The sequence below is a fragment of the Candidatus Fukatsuia symbiotica genome, assembly GCF_003122425.1.
Lineage (GTDB): Bacteria > Pseudomonadota > Gammaproteobacteria > Enterobacterales > Enterobacteriaceae > Fukatsuia > Fukatsuia symbiotica.
This window is the reverse complement of sequence record NZ_CP021659.1, coordinates 2,785,900-2,802,434: the sequence shown is the minus strand read 5'-3', so window position 1 is coordinate 2,802,434 and position 16,535 is coordinate 2,785,900. Positions and strand designations below refer to the sequence as shown.

Sequence of the window (16,535 nt, the reverse complement as noted above, 5' to 3'; positions counted from 1 at the left end):
TATCATCATCAATGAATTAGGGTGTGCTGTACTCGGTTTACAAATGCTATTCTTCAACCCTCTATCCTTTTATATTTTAAAATTTTATGTTACTTAAGTTATTGCGCTCTGTTATTTTAGGTCTGATTTTTGCCTCTATTTTACTGATATTATTACCGGTATTACGTTCGTTTTTTATGGAAAAAAACGAGGGTAGACAGGAGAGTGCTATTAAAGACGTTCCCATCAGTTATAGTCAGGGAGTAAGGCGCGCAGCTCCGGCGGTGGTCAATGTTTATAACCGTAGCCTGGGGAGTGCCACTCGGAATGGCCTCGCGATACGGACGTTGGGTTCTGGCGTTATTATGAGTGATAAAGGGTACATTGTTACTAATAAACACGTCATCAATCACGCAGAGCAAATTATTGTGGCACTACAAGATGGTCGCGTATACGAAGCCTCACTCGTTAGCTCAGACAGTTTGACCGATCTGGCGGTGTTAAAAATTGATGCAGATAATTTGCCGGTGATCCCGATTGATAGCCAACGCATAACACATATTGGTGATGTGGTGCTAGCGATAGGTAATCCCTATAATCTTGGGCAGACGGTCACTCAGGGTATCATCAGTGCGACAGGTCGTATTGGCTTGAGTGATTCTGGGCGGCAAAATTTTCTACAAACCGATGCATCAATTAACCGTGGCAACTCCGGTGGTGCCTTGATCAATACATTAGGCCAGTTGGTGGGGATTAATACTTTATCATTCGACAAAAGCAGTAACGGAGAAACGCCGGAAGGGATAGGCTTTGCTATTCCCGCTGCACTGGCAAGCAAAGTGATGCAAAAACTGATCCGCGATGGGCGTGTTATTCGCGGTTATATTGGTATCACGGGTAACGATTATCCGCCATTTAATGCGATTAATGCTAAACAAGGCGCGACACACGGCATTAAAGTGAACCAGATTTCACCCAGCGGGCCTGCTGCCACAGCGGGTGTACAGGTTGGCGATATTATTCTGAATGTTAATAACAATAAAGTCGTCTCTACCATAGAAACGATGGATCAGGTGGCTGAAATACATCCTGGTACGCCTGTTTCAGTACTGATATTACGTCATGGTCAGCAAATAATATTAAAAATAACCATCAGTGAATACCCGGATAATTGAATCGCTTTGATCTGATCAGTGGCAAAAAAAATCGTGTGTCATTGAGTGAAAGTTTATAGTTTGAGCGGAATATAAAAATAATATTTTTCATTATCTGGTATAAATGTATGCAATTTATTTTTTATGTTTTTGAGGTTGATGATGTTTATATTTGGGGCATTTCCTTATGTAACTCAATTTTTTACAAAAAAGAATCCTCCAACAAAAGAGGATTTAATTAAGACACTCTTTAATAGAATAGAACATTGTTTCTCTGATATTAAAGCATATGATAAATTCTCTAGTCTGTTTAAAGATAATAAGTACACAACATTATCTGAATGTGTCGACTCTTTTGTTGAATTAAAAGACATTGCTGACGAAGCTTATAGGGATAGATTTCATATCGAACAAAACAGCCAAACCTCAAATCTGGAATTTTTTGTTAATGGAAAATTAGTACGCGTATTTGAGTCTAAGCATTTTACTGCGGAAGAAAAAAATGTTAATAATCTTTTTGGTCAAAGAATAAATGATATTGAAGAATATAGAGAAAAAATTAATTTTTCAAAACAGTTGACGAATAAAGTTCAGGAATTGATTAATTCTATACCTATAGATGGTTGTGATCCGTTTGAACAGTTATCTAACGATTTACCTAGACAGAAATATTCTTTTGTAGGATTTAAGGTACCAGAAGTATTTGAAACATTAAAGATTGTATATGACTCTATTAAAGATAAAGATAAAGATAAAGATAAAGATAAAGATAAAAAACAAGCCATTGCATTAAATGTAGTTGCTTCGCAGACTTTTTCTGCACCGTTAATCAAAGTATTAGAGAAATATAAATCTCCATTCTATTATTATATGTTATTTAGTCCTTCTAATAAAGTTCAAGTCTGTCGTGAGGAGAGCGGCAGTATTACCGTGACGACCACATTATCATCAAAAACTGCTGATCAGATCGAATTTATTTTAAGAGAACAAGATTCTGAATACGATAAATTAGCTTATGAAGAAGTTGAATTTGAAGCTAAAATTTCGATTGATAAGGACGGGAACGTAGAATTTGTATCCCACAAATTCACGGCAAATGAAACACAACTTCGATCACATAGTCTATCGACTCAATTAGCTATATTAAGGCAGTTGAGATAAATAGCGAATGATTAAACCTGAAATCAGTGATCGGATAACAGCGAAAAAAAATTGAAGCCTTGGTTACCCGGGGCTTGTCATAAAACTGTAATAAATAATCCATCTTTCTGTCATTAAACTGCCCTATGTTCTCCTCTGCTATTGTTTTTATCTGATATACCCTTCGCCTTTCAAGTTACGGCGGCGTTGGCGGCTCGCACTCATCCCAGTCATGTACTATCTGTACACTCCTGGGATTCGATTGATTGCCGCCTTGCCGTAACTCGAAATGCATTGGGTATACAACGTTTTTTTGTCTGCATGAAAATAATTTTCATCCTGATTGGGAGAATGTATGAAACTGATACGTATCACCGTAGAAAATATCATTGCTGTGGTCTTATCTGTATTTACTCTGTCCGCCTTTGCTGCTGTTAACCTGACGGGTGCGGGTGCGACCTTCCCCACGCCTGTGTATGCTCAATGGGCGGATGCTTATCAGAAAGAAACGGGGAATAAAGTAAATTATCAAGGCATAGGTTCTTCAGGGGGTGAAAAACAAATTATCGCCAATACTGTGGCCTTCGGTGCTTCAGATAAGCCATTGTCTAACGATAAACTGGCTATTAATGGCTTATTTCAATTTCCTACTGTTATCGGTGGTGTGGTGATGGTGGTCAATCTGCCCGGTATTAAATCTAATGAATTAATATTGAATGGCCAAACATTAGGTGATATCTATTTAGGTAAGGTGACAAAATGGAATGATGCGGCGATTGCTAAACTCAATCCCGGAGTCACACTGCCGGATAAAAATATTGCCGTTGTGCGCCGCGCTGATGGTTCAGGCACCTCTTTTGTCTTTACCCAATATTTGGCAAAAGTGAATACCGAATGGAAGAAAAAAGTGGGTTTCGGTTCCAGTGTTAATTGGCCAGTAGGTCTTGGCGGTAAGGGGAATGATGGTGTTGCGGCATGCGTACAACGCTTGCCCGGTAGTATCGGCTATGTAGAATATTCTTACGTCAAGGAAACGGGTTTAGCCTATACCAAATTAGTTTCTGCCGATGGTCAGCCCGTCAGCCCGACAGTAATGAGTTTTAGTGCCGCCGCGAAAGAGGCGGATTGGAGCCAAACATTCGCGCAAGATTTGACTAATAAGAAAGGCAAGGATGTCTGGCCGATCACTTCAACGACGTTTATTTTGTTACATAAAGTACAAAAAGATGCCGTTAAAGGAAGAGAGGTACTGAAATTCTTTGATTGGAGTTACAAAAACGGCGCTAGACAAGCAAATGACCTTGATTATGCGATGCTGCCAGCCGAAGTGGTTGAACAAATCCGTGCTGCCTGGAAAACTCAGATTAGCACTGAAGAGGGTAAAACTTTATGAGCGTCGCTCAAGAAGATTTGGAACAGGCTTTACAAACCCTAATTACTCCCAGATGAGAAAAAAATCTATGGCTGCTTATAAGCCTACGATCAAAGCACCCAATCAGTACGGTGATATTATTTTTGGTACGCTGGTTAAACTGGCAGCGTTAGTTACCTTATTTTTGCTGGGCGGTATCATTATCTCGCTGCTGGTTGCTTCTTGGCCTAGCATTGAAAAATTTGGTTTTGCCTTTTTATGGGATAAAGAATGGGATCCTCCCGCTGAAAAATTTGGCGCATTGGTTCCTATCTACGGCACGATAGTGACTTCGGTGATTGCTCTGATTATTGCGGTTCCTGTGAGTTTTGGTATCGCGCTATTTTTAACCGAACTTGCTCCCCGTTGGCTGAAGCGCCCCCTTGGGATCGCCGTCGAATTGCTTGCCGCGATCCCTAGCATTGTCTACGGTATGTGGGGTTTGTTTGTCTTTGCTCCACTGTTTGCTCGCTATTTTCAAGAGCCAGTGGGTGATGTCCTTGCTGGAGTACCGATCGTTGGTGTGTTGTTCTCTGGCGCAGCATTTGGTATCGGTATTTTGGCAGCTGGCATTATTTTAGCCATTATGATTATTCCCTATATTGCCGCTGTGATGCGCGATGTCTTCGAACAAACGCCGGTGATGATGAAGGAGTCGGCTTATGGTATCGGTTGTACCACCTGGGAAGTTATTTGGCGTATTGTGCTGCCATTTACCAAAAATGGTGTTATTGGTGGAGTGATACTGGGGCTTGGTCGCGCACTTGGTGAAACTATGGCGGTTACTTTTATCATCGGTAATACGTATCAACTCGATAATTTTTCGTTATTTATGCCGGGTAACAGCATTACTTCTGCGCTAGCAAACGAATTTGCTGAGGCGGAGTCACCTTTACATACTTCAGCGTTGATGGAATTGGGACTCATTTTATTTTTGATCACTTTTATTGTTTTGGTCCTCTCTAAGTTAATGATTTTACGTCTAGCTAAGCAGGAGGGGGCGTTAACATGACAATACAAAACGAGGTAATCTTACAAAATAGTGAGAAATTAATAGAAACTCGACGCAAAAAACAGGCATGGCGTCGGCAAAAAAATTTGGTGGCGCTGCTACTTTCAATGACAACGATGATCTTTGGCTTGTTTTGGTTAGTATGGATTCTATTCACCACTGTGACTAAAGGAATCGATGGTATGTCACTGGCGTTATTTACCGAGATGACACCACCGCCTAATGCTGCGGATGGTGGTTTGGCTAACGCTATTGCTGGCAGTGGATTATTAATTTTATGGGCGACACTGATAGGTACACCGCTTGGCATTATGGCGGGTATCTATCTAGCAGAATATGGACGTCAATCCTGGTTAGCTGAAATAACACGTTTTATCAATGATATTCTGTTATCTGCTCCCTCTATTGTGGTGGGATTATTCGTTTACACCGTGGTAGTGACAAGGATGGAACATTTTTCCGGCTGGGCAGGGGTCATCGCATTGGCATTACTCCAAGTGCCTATTGTTGTTCGTACCACGGAAAACATGTTGAAACTGGTGCCAAATAGTTTGCGGGAAGCGGCTTATGCATTAGGAACACCCAGATGGCGTATTGTCACGGCTATTACCCTGAAGGCATCGATCTCTGGTATTCTGACAGGCATTTTGCTGGCTGTGGCTCGTATTGCCGGTGAAACCGCGCCCTTGTTATTTACTTCGCTCTCTAATCAATTTTGGAGCACAGACCTGCATCATCCTATTGCCAATTTGCCGGTAACGATATTTAAATTTGCCATGAGTCCGTTTAGCGAATGGCAGCAACTTGCTTGGGCAGGGGTAATACTGATTACGCTTTGTGTGCTGTTGTTAAATATTCTGGCGCGGGTTACGTTCGCTAAAAAAACAAACTGATGCGCCAAAAATCTGTAGCGTGGCTCCAGCAGCGTGGGTTATTAACCTGTTCGAAATCTCTTGTGCTCGCTGTGTTTTGGTCAAGTAATTCGTCAAAAACGAGTTCAAAATGCTCACTTACTCTATGTAAACTGCGCTTTTTCGCTCATTTTTTCCTCGTCTGAGCGTCGCTCAAGAAGATTTGTAACAGGTTCTTAAAGGAGAGACGTTTTAATGAGTAAGATCCCCGGTAGTAAACTTCAAGTTCGCGATTTGAACTTTTACTATGGCAAGTTTCATGCGTTGAAGAATATTTCGTTGGATATTGCTAAAAATCAAGTCACGGCCTTTATTGGTCCATCAGGTTGTGGTAAATCAACATTGCTGCGTACTTTTAATAAAATGTACCTGCTATATTCAGATCAGAGTGTCACTGGCGATATCCTGCTTGATGGAAAAAATGTTCTTATTGATCAGCAAGATATTGCATTATTGCGCGCCAGAGTGGGCATGGTTTTTCAAAAGCCAACCCCTTTCCCGATGTCAATTTACGATAATATCACCTTTGGTGTTCGCTTATTTGAGAATTTATCTCGCTCAGATATGGATGAAAGGGTGCAATGGGCGCTAGCGAAAGCGGCGTTGTGGAGTGAAACCAAAGATAAGCTGAGTCAAAGTGGTAATAGTTTATCGGGCGGGCAACAGCAACGCTTATGTATTGCACGCGCTATTGCCGTTCGTCCTGAAGTATTATTGTTGGATGAACCTTGTTCGGCACTTGATCCTATTTCCACCGGCAAAATTGAAGAATTAATTAGTGAATTGAAATCAGATTATACGGTGGTGATGGTGACACACAATATGCAGCAGGCGGCACGTTGTTCTGATCACACTGCATTTATGTATTTAGGCGAATTAATTGAATTTAGTGATACCGATACATTATTCACCGCTCCGCAGAAAAAACAGACGGAAGATTACATCACTGGCCGCTACGGTTAAAAACAGGACAGATCATGGATAACTTCAAACTGAATCAACATATCTCCGGTCAGTTTAATACAGAACTTGAACACATCCGTACCCAGGTTTTGAAGATGGGAGGTTTGGTAGAGCAACAGTTAAATGACGCCATCACTGCTATGCATAAGTTGGATGGTGATCGGGCAGAGCGGGTTATTAAGGGTGATGAGGAGGTCAATAAGATGGAAATCCTCATCGATGAAGCTTGTGTGCGTATCATTGCTAAACGTCAGCCTGCCGCCAGTGATTTACGTTTGATCATGGTGATCATCAAAACTATTTCAGAGTTGGAACGTATTGGTGATGTCGCTGATAAAATTTGTCGCACGGCGTTGGAAAACTTCTCTCAGCAGCATCAGCCGTTACTGGTGAGTCTGGAATCATTAGGGCGACATACGGTGAAAATGTTACATGATGTACTGGATGCTTTTGCCAGAATGGATCTGAATGATGCTACCCGCATTTATCGTGAAGATAAAAAAGTGGATCAGGAATATGAAGGAATTGTGCGTCAATTAATGACCTATATGATGGAAGATCCGCGGACTATTCCCAATGTTTTAACAGCGCTATTTTGCGCCCGTTCTATTGAGCGTATTGGTGATCGTTGTCAAAATATTTGTGAATTTATTTTCTACTTTGTTAAAGGGCAAGATCTTCGCCATCAGGGAGAGGATGCGTTGGAAAAATTGCTTGCTAATGATAAAAACGTTGACGATAAGAAAAAAAGAGCCAAATAAAATACTTTCCGTTTTGTATACTTTTATTTTTTGTGTAAAACCAAAATTAATAATATATGATGATTTCTATTAATTAAAACCAGAAAACTTCCGCTTTGTTTCCTTGACGGAAGTTTTTTATGTATGTAATAAATTGAATTATTAAAATAATTTAGATGAGATGGTTTATTTCCAGTCTCAATCTGTATTATTATTCTTGAAATATTTTATGGATCTGTGGGATTTATTTTTTTGTTCCTATGTTGTTATTTTGTACTGCGTACATGAGGATTGCGAGCATCAGGTAACGCAGAATTTACAGCACGTATTTAGAGGACGTAGTAGGTTTTGCAAGAAGTCTATTGTAATTGATGCTTTTCTGGCTGGGACGAATAACTATGAACCTATTTGTACGCAAGAATATCGTGTTATGTCTCTTGTGGAGCGGATGGGTTATTGGTTTAGTGGGCTATGTATTTTATGATTGTATCATTTGCCTACTTTTTGTTCCTGTATTGTTTTTTTTAGTTTTACTTTTTATGTTGATAAAAACCATGTTTAAAAAGAAAGTCAATAGTAATAATAATGAAATATCGTCAGCGACTAATGTCCCGCTGCCGGGTAATTCTCCTGTATCTAACCCATCTCAGGATTTGACTAAAACGAATACTATCATTGCTTCTGGTACACAGTTAAAGGGGAATGTCGATCTCGAAGGTGATATTCAAATTTATGGTGTTGTCATCGGTGATATTACTGTCACTGAGGGGACAATAAGATTAATGCGCAGCGGTAATATTGAGGGTAATTTAACCGCTCCTCATATTACTATTGATGGTCGTGTTGATGGCGTTTGTGTTTCTGATCATTTAGAAATACTTGAGCATGGTCGTTTAAAAGGTATTGTCAAAGGTACTAACTTTTCGATCAAAAAAGGTGGTGTGTTTATTGGTCAGTCTGAAATCAGCGAAGAACCGAATAACGCTAGAGGTAAAACACAGCAGAATGCCGCTTCATCAGTGGAACGGAAAAAATCTAAAGAGAGAGCCATCACAGATCCATTGTCTGATGATATTTTAGCTAATGCTTAATTAGAACCTGTTCGAAATCTCTTGTGCTCGTACCGTGAAATTACTGCGCGCCAGGTGCCCTGACTTCGCATAACGAACTATGATTTTGCAAGAAGTCTATTATTTTTAACTGAACCTACCAAGAAAAAAGTTATAAATATAGCTTTTTATATTATTTCCTAATCTATCGTGCTAATTGCTAGGCTGCGCCGATGTGCAATATTAATTATTTAAGGTTTGTTTAAAATCTTTCCTGCAAGGTGAAAAAGCTTAGTCTACGACTTACTTGCATACATGACTGGTTAGTTTTAATCTGTGACTTAGTGTGTATAGTGAATGTAGAACGGTATCTTGGGTTACGAGTGATGAGGTATCAGCGGACTCAGCAGATTTTGAACATGTTCTCAGGAGTGATTTGATGAAGAATTTTGCTATATTACTAATCCTGTTGACCAGTTTCGTTACTCTTTCTGGTGTGGCTTATGCTGATAAACTCGATGAGATTAAAGGGGCGGGTGTGGTACGTGTTGCCGTTTTCGATAGTAATCCGCCTTTTGGCTACGTGGATCCACTGACGAAAAAACTGGTGGGATATGACGTCGATATCGCCGAGGCTATCGCTAAAGCACTCTCGGTCGAATTAAAACTCCCGGTCGAATCGATCAAATTAGAATTGCGGGCGACCAATCCTGCTAACCGTATTCCATTGCTGAAATCGAAAAAAGTTGATCTGATCGCTGCTAATTTCACTATCACTCGTGAGCGAGAAAAAGAAGTAGATTTCAGTTTGCCTTACTTTGCTACCGGTCAAAAATTTATTGCTCGTAAAGGTGTATTAAAAACGCCGGAGGATATTAAGCAATTACGTATTGGCGCAGATAAAGGCACCGTGCAGGAAATTACCTTGCGTGAGCATTATCCTATGGCTAAAGTCATTTCTTATGATGATACACCTATAGCGTTTGCTGCGTTGCGTAATGGCAATGTTCAGGCAATTACTCAAGATGATGCCAAATTGGTGGGTTTGCTGGGTAATATACCTGTAGCACAGAAGGCTGATTTTGAAATTTCTCCTTTTAGTATCACGAAAGAATACCAAGGAGTAGCGGCGGCTAAAGGAGAAAAGCGCTTAATTGAGTTCATCAACCGAACGTTGATAAAGCTGGAAGAAGACGGTGATGCGCTCAATATTTATAACCGTTGGTTTGGCGCGGAAACCCGTTCAGCTCAGCCGCGCGGTGATTTTAAATTTGCTCTTCTTGATCAACAGCCAGTGGCCGATTGACTGGTGTATATTTGGCGGGTGTTCCCCGTCTGAATGTTGTTTTTCCAGCCCTACACTTTTTCCGGTGTAGGGCTGAGTATTTTTTTGTAGGTTTTGTAAGAATCTATTCCAAATCCTCTTGAGCGACGCTCAGACGAGGAAAAAGTGGGCGAAAAAGCGCAGTTTACATAGAGTCAATGAGCATTTTGAGCCCGTTTTTGACGAATTATTTGACCAAAACACGGCGAGCACAAGAGATTTCGAATAGGTTCTTAGAAGTTTAATGCCTTATTATGACATTGATGGACGTCACTTATGAAGTTGCAGTATCTCACTGATTGGCTATTGGCTCCGCAATATTTGCTTTGGTTATGGGATGGCTTTCTACTTACTTTGTGGATTTCTGCTTGTACGGTGGCCGCGGCGACATCATTAGGATTTTTACTGGCGGTAGCCAGAGATAGTCATCTAAAAATACTGCAATGGTCTGTCATTATTTACAGCTCTGTCTTTCGTAATACGCCGTTGTTGGTGCAGCTTTTTTTTTGGTACTTTGCTGTGGGTCAGCTACTGCCTCTGTCCTGGATGCAGTGGCTAAATACTGCCCATGAATTGATACTCTTTAATTTAGTCCTCCGTTGGCCGTCTTTTGAGTTTTTAAGCGGTTTAATCGGCTTAACGCTTTATTCAGCTGCATTTATTGCTGAAGAGTTACGTGCCGGTATCGCGGGTGTTGCTCGTGGGCAGAAATATGCAGCGCAGGCATTGGGATTAACGGGGTGGCAATCGATGCGTTATGTGATTTTGCCACAGGCATTAAAAATCGCTATGTCGCCGTTGCTTGGGCAATATATGAATGTGATTAAAAATTCATCACTGACTATGGCAATTGGTGTCGCTGAACTTTCTTATACTTCCCGTCAGGTAGAAACTGAAACATTGCGTACCTTCCAGGCTTTTGGTATTGCCACTGTACTGTATGTTGCCATTATTGCGTTAATTGAGGTTTGGGGTATGTGGCGTCAGCAACGAATGACAGTCAGGAAACATTAAGATGGATTTCACCATTATCATTGATAATTGGCGCTACCTGATGTGGGGCGTTTTTCCTGATGGTCGATTGGGTGGGGCGGCATTGACGTTATTGATCAGTCTAATGTCTGGGGTTGCTTCCGCTATTTTAGGAACTTTGTTGGGAATGCTACTGGCGATGGCGCGTGGCTTCTGGGGCGGAATTTTAGTTACTGTTCTTGGTTTTTTCCGTGCTATTCCCGTAATTATGCTGATTTTTTGGGCTTATTTTCTATTGCCTATTACCTTTGGTATTGATATCCCTGAAATCACTACCGTGGTTTGTGCGCTAACGTTGATTGCATCAGCTTATCTGGCTCATGCAGTAAAAGCGGGGATAATGGCAGTGGGGACCGGTCAGTGGCAGGCGGGTTTATCATTGGGATTTAACCAACGTCAGGTTTTATGGTTTATTGTGTTACCACAGGCATTGCGTATGATGGTTCCTTCATTTATTAATCAATGGATTTCATTGATTAAAGATACTTCTCTGGCCTATATCGTGGGCGTCAACGAACTGACATTCTTAGCAACACAGGTCAATAATCGTAGCATGGTTTATCCGATGGAAATTTTTATGTTTGTAGCACTTGTTTATTTTATGCTCTGTCTCAGCCTGGATCTGATGGTGAATGCCATCAGCCGACGCTTTAAGTTATCCCAGTATTGTCAACAAAAAAGTGCACGATGAATAGCAAGCGCTGCGGTTGGGTCACTTCGGATACATCATATATCGCTTATCACGATACCGAATGGGGTATTCCACAAAGGCAAAATCAAGTGCTATTTGGCATGTTATGTTTGGAGGCACAACAATCGGGTCTTTCGTGGATCACTGTGCTTAAGAAACGTGCTCATTACCAGCAGCGCTTTTATTATTTTGATCCTCAGGCAATTGCATTGATGGGATCAGAGCAAGTAGAAATGTTGATGCAAGATAGCGGTATTATTCGTCATCGTGGTAAAATCCAGGCCATTATCACCAATGCTAGGGCTTATTTGGCAATGGTAGCACGTGGAGAAGATTTTTCCGGTTTCATCTGGAGTTTCGTTAACGGTCAACAGCAAGTTAATCGTTGGTGGTGCCAAGATGAGATACCGGCGACCACGCCGGTGTCTGATGCTATGTCCCATGCACTGAAAAGACGGGGGTTTAAATTTATTGGCCCTACGGTTTGCTACGCTTTTATGCAAGCCAGTGGCTTGGTGAATGATCATCTTGTCAGTTGTTTTTGTCATCCTGATAACGTGGTTGGATGATTTTTTGTGCAAGAAATCTATTTACGGAGATATCATTCACGAGGACATTAATTAACGGACAATAGTGCCTAATAAAATGCCTACGGCACCGAAATCTGCATCGCAGAAGGTGGCATTGGCAAAACCGATATCACCCAGGACGGGCAATAAAAAAACAGGTAGGATGCTGATTAACAGTCCTTGAGTAAAAGCGCCCAGTATAGCGCCACGTCGACCACCCGTTGCATTACCGAATACTCCAGAGGCTCCGCCGGTAAAAAAATGCGAGACAACGCCTGGAATAATTACCGTCATGTTAAGCAGGTACAGTGTGAACATACAAAGAACCCCTGCGGTAAAACTGCTTAAAAAACCAACTAATACTGCGTTAGGGGCATAAGGGAAAACTACTGGACAATCCAGCGCCGGTTTAGCATGAGGGACTAATTTATCGGAAATACCCTTGAATGCCGGAACAATTTCAGTGATTACCATGCGAACGCCCCGCAAAATAATGTAGACACCAGCAGCAAAGGTGATCGACTGCATCAGGGAAAACATAAACCAGTTTTTACCGCCACTGAGATTTTTTACGGCATCATTACCGGCAAATAAACAAGTGATGACAAAAATAATACTCATAATGAAAGCAATTGCTACCGGGGTATCATGTAAAAACAACAAATTTTTAGGGACGTTCATATCCTCGGTGGAGTGTTTTTTATTACCCAATTTACTGCCAATAAAACCTGAAAGGATGTAGGACAACGTGGAAAAATGACCAATGGCGACATCATCCGATCCTGTGACTTTTTTCATATAAGGGTGAGCGATAGCTGGAAAGAAAACCATTGATATACCAACTATTAGAGAGCCGACGGTAATGAGGGGCAAACCTGTCATCCCTGAGGTTACTAAAATAACGGCGACCATCATCGACATAAAAAGGGTGTGATGACCGGTGAGAAAAATAAACTTCCAGGGTGTAAAGCGTGCGATCAAAATATTAATCAACATGGCGAAAAACATGATCATCGCCATTTCTTTGCCAAAATTTTCTTGGGCAACAGCAACAATGGCTTCATTATTAGGGACGATACCTTGAATACCAAAAGCATGTTGAAAAATATTGGCAAAATCACCGAGAGAAGATACGACCAAAGAGGCACCTGCACTTAGAATAACAAGACCCATAATGGTTTTAACGGCACCTTGAATACATTCTGTCAGGGTTTTTTTTTGGGCAAGCAGGCCAACTAGTGCGATTAAACTGACCAATATTGCTGGTTCAGCAAACACATCGTCCATTAGAAAACGAAAAAAATCCATCTATACCTCCAGTTATAAAATATTTAATTCGATTAATGCTACTGATAGTCGTTCTTTCATAATTTTTTTATCAATTACATTATCTAATGAGACGATTTTTCCAGCGATAGATTGAGCCACTAATTGTTCTGTGATATCGCGAGTGCCGACAAAAATGTCGCTGTTCATTCCTTTGGCTGAATTGAGATCAACATGGTTAACCTTGGCGGCTACGGCTAATTCGGTGAGAATACTTTTGATACTTATTTTCATCAGCAGGCTAGTACATAAGCCAATGCCAGAGACTACTGTAATCTGTGTCATTATCTATCCATGAATTTTCCAACGATGAAACGTTTAATCAGATAGTAACATTAATAACGCGCGATAATGGCAAGAATATCATGTATGTTTTCAGCGCTTAATATGGCATTAATATCGTCCTGATTGGCGAATAATTTTGCTAGCTGAGAGATGGCATTAATATGGCTATGGCTGTCAGTCGCGGCTAAAACGATTAATAATTTTACCGGATCATTTCTTTGTGTATTGAAGGCAACTCCCTGAGAAATAAGTGTTAATGACAATGATAATTTATTGACTCCTTCTTCTGGCCGCGCATGTGGCATAGCAATACCTGGTGCTACCACGTAATAAGGGCCAATTGCCTCATGTGATCGATAAATAGCCTCGACATAATGTGGCTCGATAGCATTATGATTAATTAAAGGTTGACAAGCTATAGCAATGGCATCCCGCCAGTTATTGGCTTGCTCCACGATTTGAACAACATCTGACGTTAGTAGTTCTCTTAACATGAAAGCTTTACTCCTCGTGACTGTTAGCTCGAGAATAAATATTTTCTAGAATTATTAATGTGATGAATGTCAACAGATAGGGTTTTCACCCTATATCATTAAGTTAGATTTATTTTTTTATTTATGTACCCTTTTGGCTGCTGCGCTCCGTGTGTCTTGACTTCACAGCATGTATTGGGTTTTGCAAAAAGTCTATTGTAGTTAAGTGGTTGTTCTGTTCATGGATTGAATGGCGGTCAATGCGATGGTGTAAACAATGTCGTTTACCAGTGCACCACGAGACAGATCGTTCACTGGTTTGCGCATCCCTTGTAACATGGGGCCAATGGAAATCAAATCGGCAGAGCGCTGTACCGCTTTGTAAGTGGTATTGCCGGTGTTGAGATCAGGGAAAATAAACACGGTAGCCTTGCCAGCCACGGGTGAATTAGGTGCCTTGGATTTGGCCACATCCGCCATAATGGCGGCGTCGTATTGTAATGGCCCATCAATAATCAAATCGGGGCGTTTTTCTTTTGCCAAACGTGTGGCTTCGCGGACTTTTTCTACATCACTACCAGCACCAGAATTTCCGGTAGAATAAGAGATCATCGCCACTTTCGGTTCAATACCAAACGCTTCAGCTGAATCTGCAGATTGAATCGCGATCTCAGCGAGTTGAGCGGCGCTGGGATCAGGATTGATGGCGCAATCACCGTACACAAGGACTTGATCAGGAAGTAACATAAAAAATATTGATGAAACCAGTGAACTGCCTGGCGCCGTTTTTATCAATTGTAATGCTGGGCGGATGGTGTTGGCTGTGGTATGCAATGCTCCAGAAACTAATCCGTCGACTTTATTTTGCTCTAGCATCATCGTACCCAGCACCACATTATCTTCCAGTTGCTCACGCGCGACTACTTCAGTCATTCCTTTATCTTTACGCAGTTCAACCAGCCGTGAAACATAGTGTTCACGTACTACAACGGGATTGATTAATTCGATGTTTTTACCTAATTCAATGCCCTGTGTTGCCGCAACTCGACGAATTTCTTCAGGGTTGCCTAAGAGTACCGGTGTGGCGATGCCACGTTCGGCACAAATGGAAGCTGCTTTCACGGTACGAGGTTCTTCTCCTTCAGGGAGCACGATACGTTTAGCTGCTTCACGCGCCAGTTCTGTCAGTTTGTAGCGGAATGCAGGCGGTGATAAACGGCGTGAACGTGTAGAAGCAATACTAAGTGAATTGATCCATTCACTGCTGATATGACTGGCGATATAATTTTGTAATTTTTCAACACGTTCATGATCATCTGCTGATACTTCCAGACTGAAACTTTGTAGATTTAGCGATGTTTGCCAACTGTTGGTATTGACCATAAAGATGGGTAGACCTGTCTGGAAAGCACGTTGACAGAGTTGCCTGATAGAATCATCCATTTGATACCCTCCGGTAAGCAAAATAGCACCAATGGCAACACCGTTCATCGCTGCCAAGCAGGCAGCAACCAGCACATCTGGGCGATCCGCTGAGGTGACAAGCAACGCACCTGGGCGCCAATGTGCTAGCATGTTGGGGAGACTACGAGCACAAAAAATGATGGATTTAACGCGGCGTGTGTTGATATCACCTTGATTAATGATACTGGCATTAAGGTGTCGACAGATATCGATGGCGCGAGTGGCAATGAGATCAATACTCCAGGGTATGCAGCCGTATAATGGTAGCGGACTTCTGTTAGATAGCTGGCTTGGCTGAATCGTTGTCACCTCGTTTTTGTTGGAACTATCAAAAATTTCATATAAATCAGGGCGAGTACGACCTTGCTTATCAATGGGTGCATTCAATTTGTTGATGATCACACCGGTAATATTTTTATTTTCGATACCCCCGAAACTAGAGGCGGCGAGTTCGATCTGTTCTTTTAGCTGACACGGTGAGTGATTGCCTAGTGCCAAAACGAAAACAATTTCAGCATTCAAGGTTTTGGCGATCTGGTAATTCAGTGTATTGGCAAAAGGATGTTTACGGGTTGGAACCAGGCCTTCGATCAATATCACCTCGGCATTTTGCGTATTTTTGTCGTAACGCGCGACTATTTCATCCATTAATAGGTCTTGTTGGTTAGAACTTAACAGTGTTAGTGTCTCAACCTCACTCATCTTCAGCGGTTCAGCAGCATGGATACTGGAGTTGGCTCGGATAATTGTCGTGGTGTGATCCGGTGTGTCGCCATCAGAACGTGGTTGGGCAATAGGTTTGAATACACTGAGACGAACACCTTTTTGCTCTATTGAGCGAATAACACCCAGGCTGACACTGGTTAAGCCAACACCTGTACTTATGGGGATCAACATAATTGTATGAGACATAGCCACACCTCTAAAAACCTGTTCGAAATCTCTTGTGCCCACCGTGTTTTGGTCACGTCATTCGTCAAAAACGAGCTCAAAATGCTCATTGACTCTATGT

The 16,535-nt window shown here is 41.5% G+C and carries 16 protein-coding genes; 12 read left to right on the top strand and 4 right to left on the bottom strand.

The window, feature by feature from the left end; all coding sequences use genetic code 11:
- The first annotated feature begins 86 nt into the window (after positions 1-86).
- From degS to CCS41_RS13590, 12 genes are all read left to right on the top strand, one after another.
- Positions 87-1,154: an outer membrane-stress sensor serine endopeptidase DegS gene (degS, locus tag CCS41_RS13645; RefSeq protein ID WP_072549814.1), complete on the top strand. Its 1,068-nt coding sequence runs from the start codon at positions 87-89 to the stop codon at positions 1,152-1,154.
- 138 nt (positions 1,155-1,292) lie between these two features.
- The gene (locus CCS41_RS13640; protein ID WP_162860090.1) at positions 1,293-2,294 is read left to right on the top strand and encodes a hypothetical protein; all 1,002 of its coding nucleotides are present in this window, start codon (positions 1,293-1,295) and stop codon (positions 2,292-2,294) included.
- Positions 2,295-2,628: 334 nt separating this feature from the next.
- Entirely contained in the window at positions 2,629-3,666 is a 1,038-nt protein-coding gene (pstS, locus tag CCS41_RS13635) for a phosphate ABC transporter substrate-binding protein PstS (RefSeq protein WP_072549816.1), read from the top strand.
- Between the two features lie 67 nt (positions 3,667-3,733).
- On the top strand, positions 3,734-4,696 hold the full coding sequence (gene pstC / locus CCS41_RS13630; protein ID WP_072549859.1) for a phosphate ABC transporter permease PstC: 963 nt from the start codon (positions 3,734-3,736) through the stop codon (positions 4,694-4,696).
- The gene (pstA, locus tag CCS41_RS13625) at positions 4,693-5,589 is read left to right on the top strand and encodes a phosphate ABC transporter permease PstA (protein ID WP_072549817.1); all 897 of its coding nucleotides are present in this window, start codon (positions 4,693-4,695) and stop codon (positions 5,587-5,589) included. Before pstC ends, pstA begins: the two co-directional genes overlap by 4 nt.
- Positions 5,590-5,802: 213 nt before the next feature.
- Complete coding sequence (pstB, locus tag CCS41_RS13620; RefSeq protein WP_072549818.1) at positions 5,803-6,570, top strand: phosphate ABC transporter ATP-binding protein PstB; 768 nt, start codon at positions 5,803-5,805, stop codon at positions 6,568-6,570.
- Positions 6,571-6,584: 14 nt separating this feature from the next.
- Positions 6,585-7,331, top strand: a complete 747-nt coding sequence (gene phoU / locus CCS41_RS13615) for a phosphate signaling complex protein PhoU (RefSeq protein ID WP_072549819.1) — start codon at positions 6,585-6,587, stop codon at positions 7,329-7,331.
- A gap of 377 nt (positions 7,332-7,708) precedes the next feature.
- Positions 7,709-8,401 (top strand): bactofilin family protein, encoded by a 693-nt coding sequence (locus CCS41_RS13610; RefSeq protein ID WP_072549820.1) that lies wholly within the window; start codon positions 7,709-7,711, stop codon positions 8,399-8,401.
- A gap of 397 nt (positions 8,402-8,798) precedes the next feature.
- A complete protein-coding gene (locus CCS41_RS13605) occupies positions 8,799-9,665 on the top strand; it encodes an ABC transporter substrate-binding protein (protein WP_072549821.1) in 867 nt (288 codons plus the stop codon).
- Between the two features lie 294 nt (positions 9,666-9,959).
- Entirely contained in the window at positions 9,960-10,697 is a 738-nt protein-coding gene (locus CCS41_RS13600; protein WP_072549822.1) for an amino acid ABC transporter permease, read from the top strand.
- 1 nt (position 10,698) lies between these two features.
- Complete coding sequence (locus CCS41_RS13595; protein WP_072549823.1) at positions 10,699-11,406, top strand: amino acid ABC transporter permease; 708 nt, start codon at positions 10,699-10,701, stop codon at positions 11,404-11,406.
- The gene (locus CCS41_RS13590; RefSeq protein ID WP_072549824.1) at positions 11,403-11,975 is read left to right on the top strand and encodes a DNA-3-methyladenine glycosylase I; all 573 of its coding nucleotides are present in this window, start codon (positions 11,403-11,405) and stop codon (positions 11,973-11,975) included. Before CCS41_RS13595 ends, CCS41_RS13590 begins: the two co-directional genes overlap by 4 nt.
- Positions 11,976-12,026: 51 nt before the next feature.
- Here the strand turns inward: CCS41_RS13590 and CCS41_RS13585 are convergent, their stop codons facing one another.
- The 4 genes from CCS41_RS13585 to pta all read right to left on the bottom strand — a co-directional run bounded on the left by CCS41_RS13585 (position 12,027) and on the right by pta (position 16,435).
- Entirely contained in the window at positions 12,027-13,283 is a 1,257-nt protein-coding gene (locus CCS41_RS13585) for a PTS ascorbate transporter subunit IIC (protein ID WP_072549825.1), read from the bottom strand.
- A gap of 12 nt (positions 13,284-13,295) precedes the next feature.
- Entirely contained in the window at positions 13,296-13,586 is a 291-nt protein-coding gene (locus CCS41_RS13580; protein ID WP_072549826.1) for a PTS sugar transporter subunit IIB, read from the bottom strand.
- A 50-nt stretch (positions 13,587-13,636) separates the two neighbouring features.
- The gene (locus CCS41_RS13575; RefSeq protein ID WP_072549827.1) at positions 13,637-14,080 is read right to left on the bottom strand and encodes a PTS sugar transporter subunit IIA; all 444 of its coding nucleotides are present in this window, start codon (positions 14,078-14,080) and stop codon (positions 13,637-13,639) included.
- Between the two features lie 201 nt (positions 14,081-14,281).
- On the bottom strand, positions 14,282-16,435 hold the full coding sequence (pta, locus tag CCS41_RS13570) for a phosphate acetyltransferase (protein WP_072549828.1): 2,154 nt from the start codon (positions 16,433-16,435) through the stop codon (positions 14,282-14,284).
- Positions 16,436-16,535 lie beyond the last annotated feature (100 nt).

Excerpts from the sequence above, each read along its gene's own strand:
- CCS41_RS13580 (WP_072549826.1), bottom strand. The coding sequence starts at position 13,586 with ATGACACAGATTACAGTAGTCTCTGGCATTGGCTTATGTACTAGCCTG.
- CCS41_RS13590 (WP_072549824.1), top strand. The coding sequence starts at position 11,403 with ATGAATAGCAAGCGCTGCGGTTGGGTCACTTCGGATACATCATATATC.
- pstS (WP_072549816.1), top strand. The coding sequence starts at position 2,629 with ATGAAACTGATACGTATCACCGTAGAAAATATCATTGCTGTGGTCTTA.
- phoU (WP_072549819.1), top strand. The coding sequence starts at position 6,585 with ATGGATAACTTCAAACTGAATCAACATATCTCCGGTCAGTTTAATACA.
- CCS41_RS13600 (WP_072549822.1), top strand. The coding sequence starts at position 9,960 with ATGAAGTTGCAGTATCTCACTGATTGGCTATTGGCTCCGCAATATTTG.
- CCS41_RS13610 (WP_072549820.1), top strand. The coding sequence starts at position 7,709 with ATGAACCTATTTGTACGCAAGAATATCGTGTTATGTCTCTTGTGGAGC.
- pstC (WP_072549859.1), top strand. The coding sequence starts at position 3,734 with ATGGCTGCTTATAAGCCTACGATCAAAGCACCCAATCAGTACGGTGAT.
- CCS41_RS13595 (WP_072549823.1), top strand. The coding sequence starts at position 10,699 with ATGGATTTCACCATTATCATTGATAATTGGCGCTACCTGATGTGGGGC.
- CCS41_RS13585 (WP_072549825.1), bottom strand. The coding sequence starts at position 13,283 with ATGGATTTTTTTCGTTTTCTAATGGACGATGTGTTTGCTGAACCAGCA.
- CCS41_RS13575 (WP_072549827.1), bottom strand. The coding sequence starts at position 14,080 with ATGTTAAGAGAACTACTAACGTCAGATGTTGTTCAAATCGTGGAGCAA.
- CCS41_RS13640 (WP_162860090.1), top strand. The coding sequence starts at position 1,293 with ATGATGTTTATATTTGGGGCATTTCCTTATGTAACTCAATTTTTTACA.
- degS (WP_072549814.1), top strand. The coding sequence starts at position 87 with ATGTTACTTAAGTTATTGCGCTCTGTTATTTTAGGTCTGATTTTTGCC.
- CCS41_RS13605 (WP_072549821.1), top strand. The coding sequence starts at position 8,799 with ATGAAGAATTTTGCTATATTACTAATCCTGTTGACCAGTTTCGTTACT.
- pta (WP_072549828.1), bottom strand. The coding sequence starts at position 16,435 with ATGTCTCATACAATTATGTTGATCCCCATAAGTACAGGTGTTGGCTTA.
- pstA (WP_072549817.1), top strand. The coding sequence starts at position 4,693 with ATGACAATACAAAACGAGGTAATCTTACAAAATAGTGAGAAATTAATA.
- pstB (WP_072549818.1), top strand. The coding sequence starts at position 5,803 with ATGAGTAAGATCCCCGGTAGTAAACTTCAAGTTCGCGATTTGAACTTT.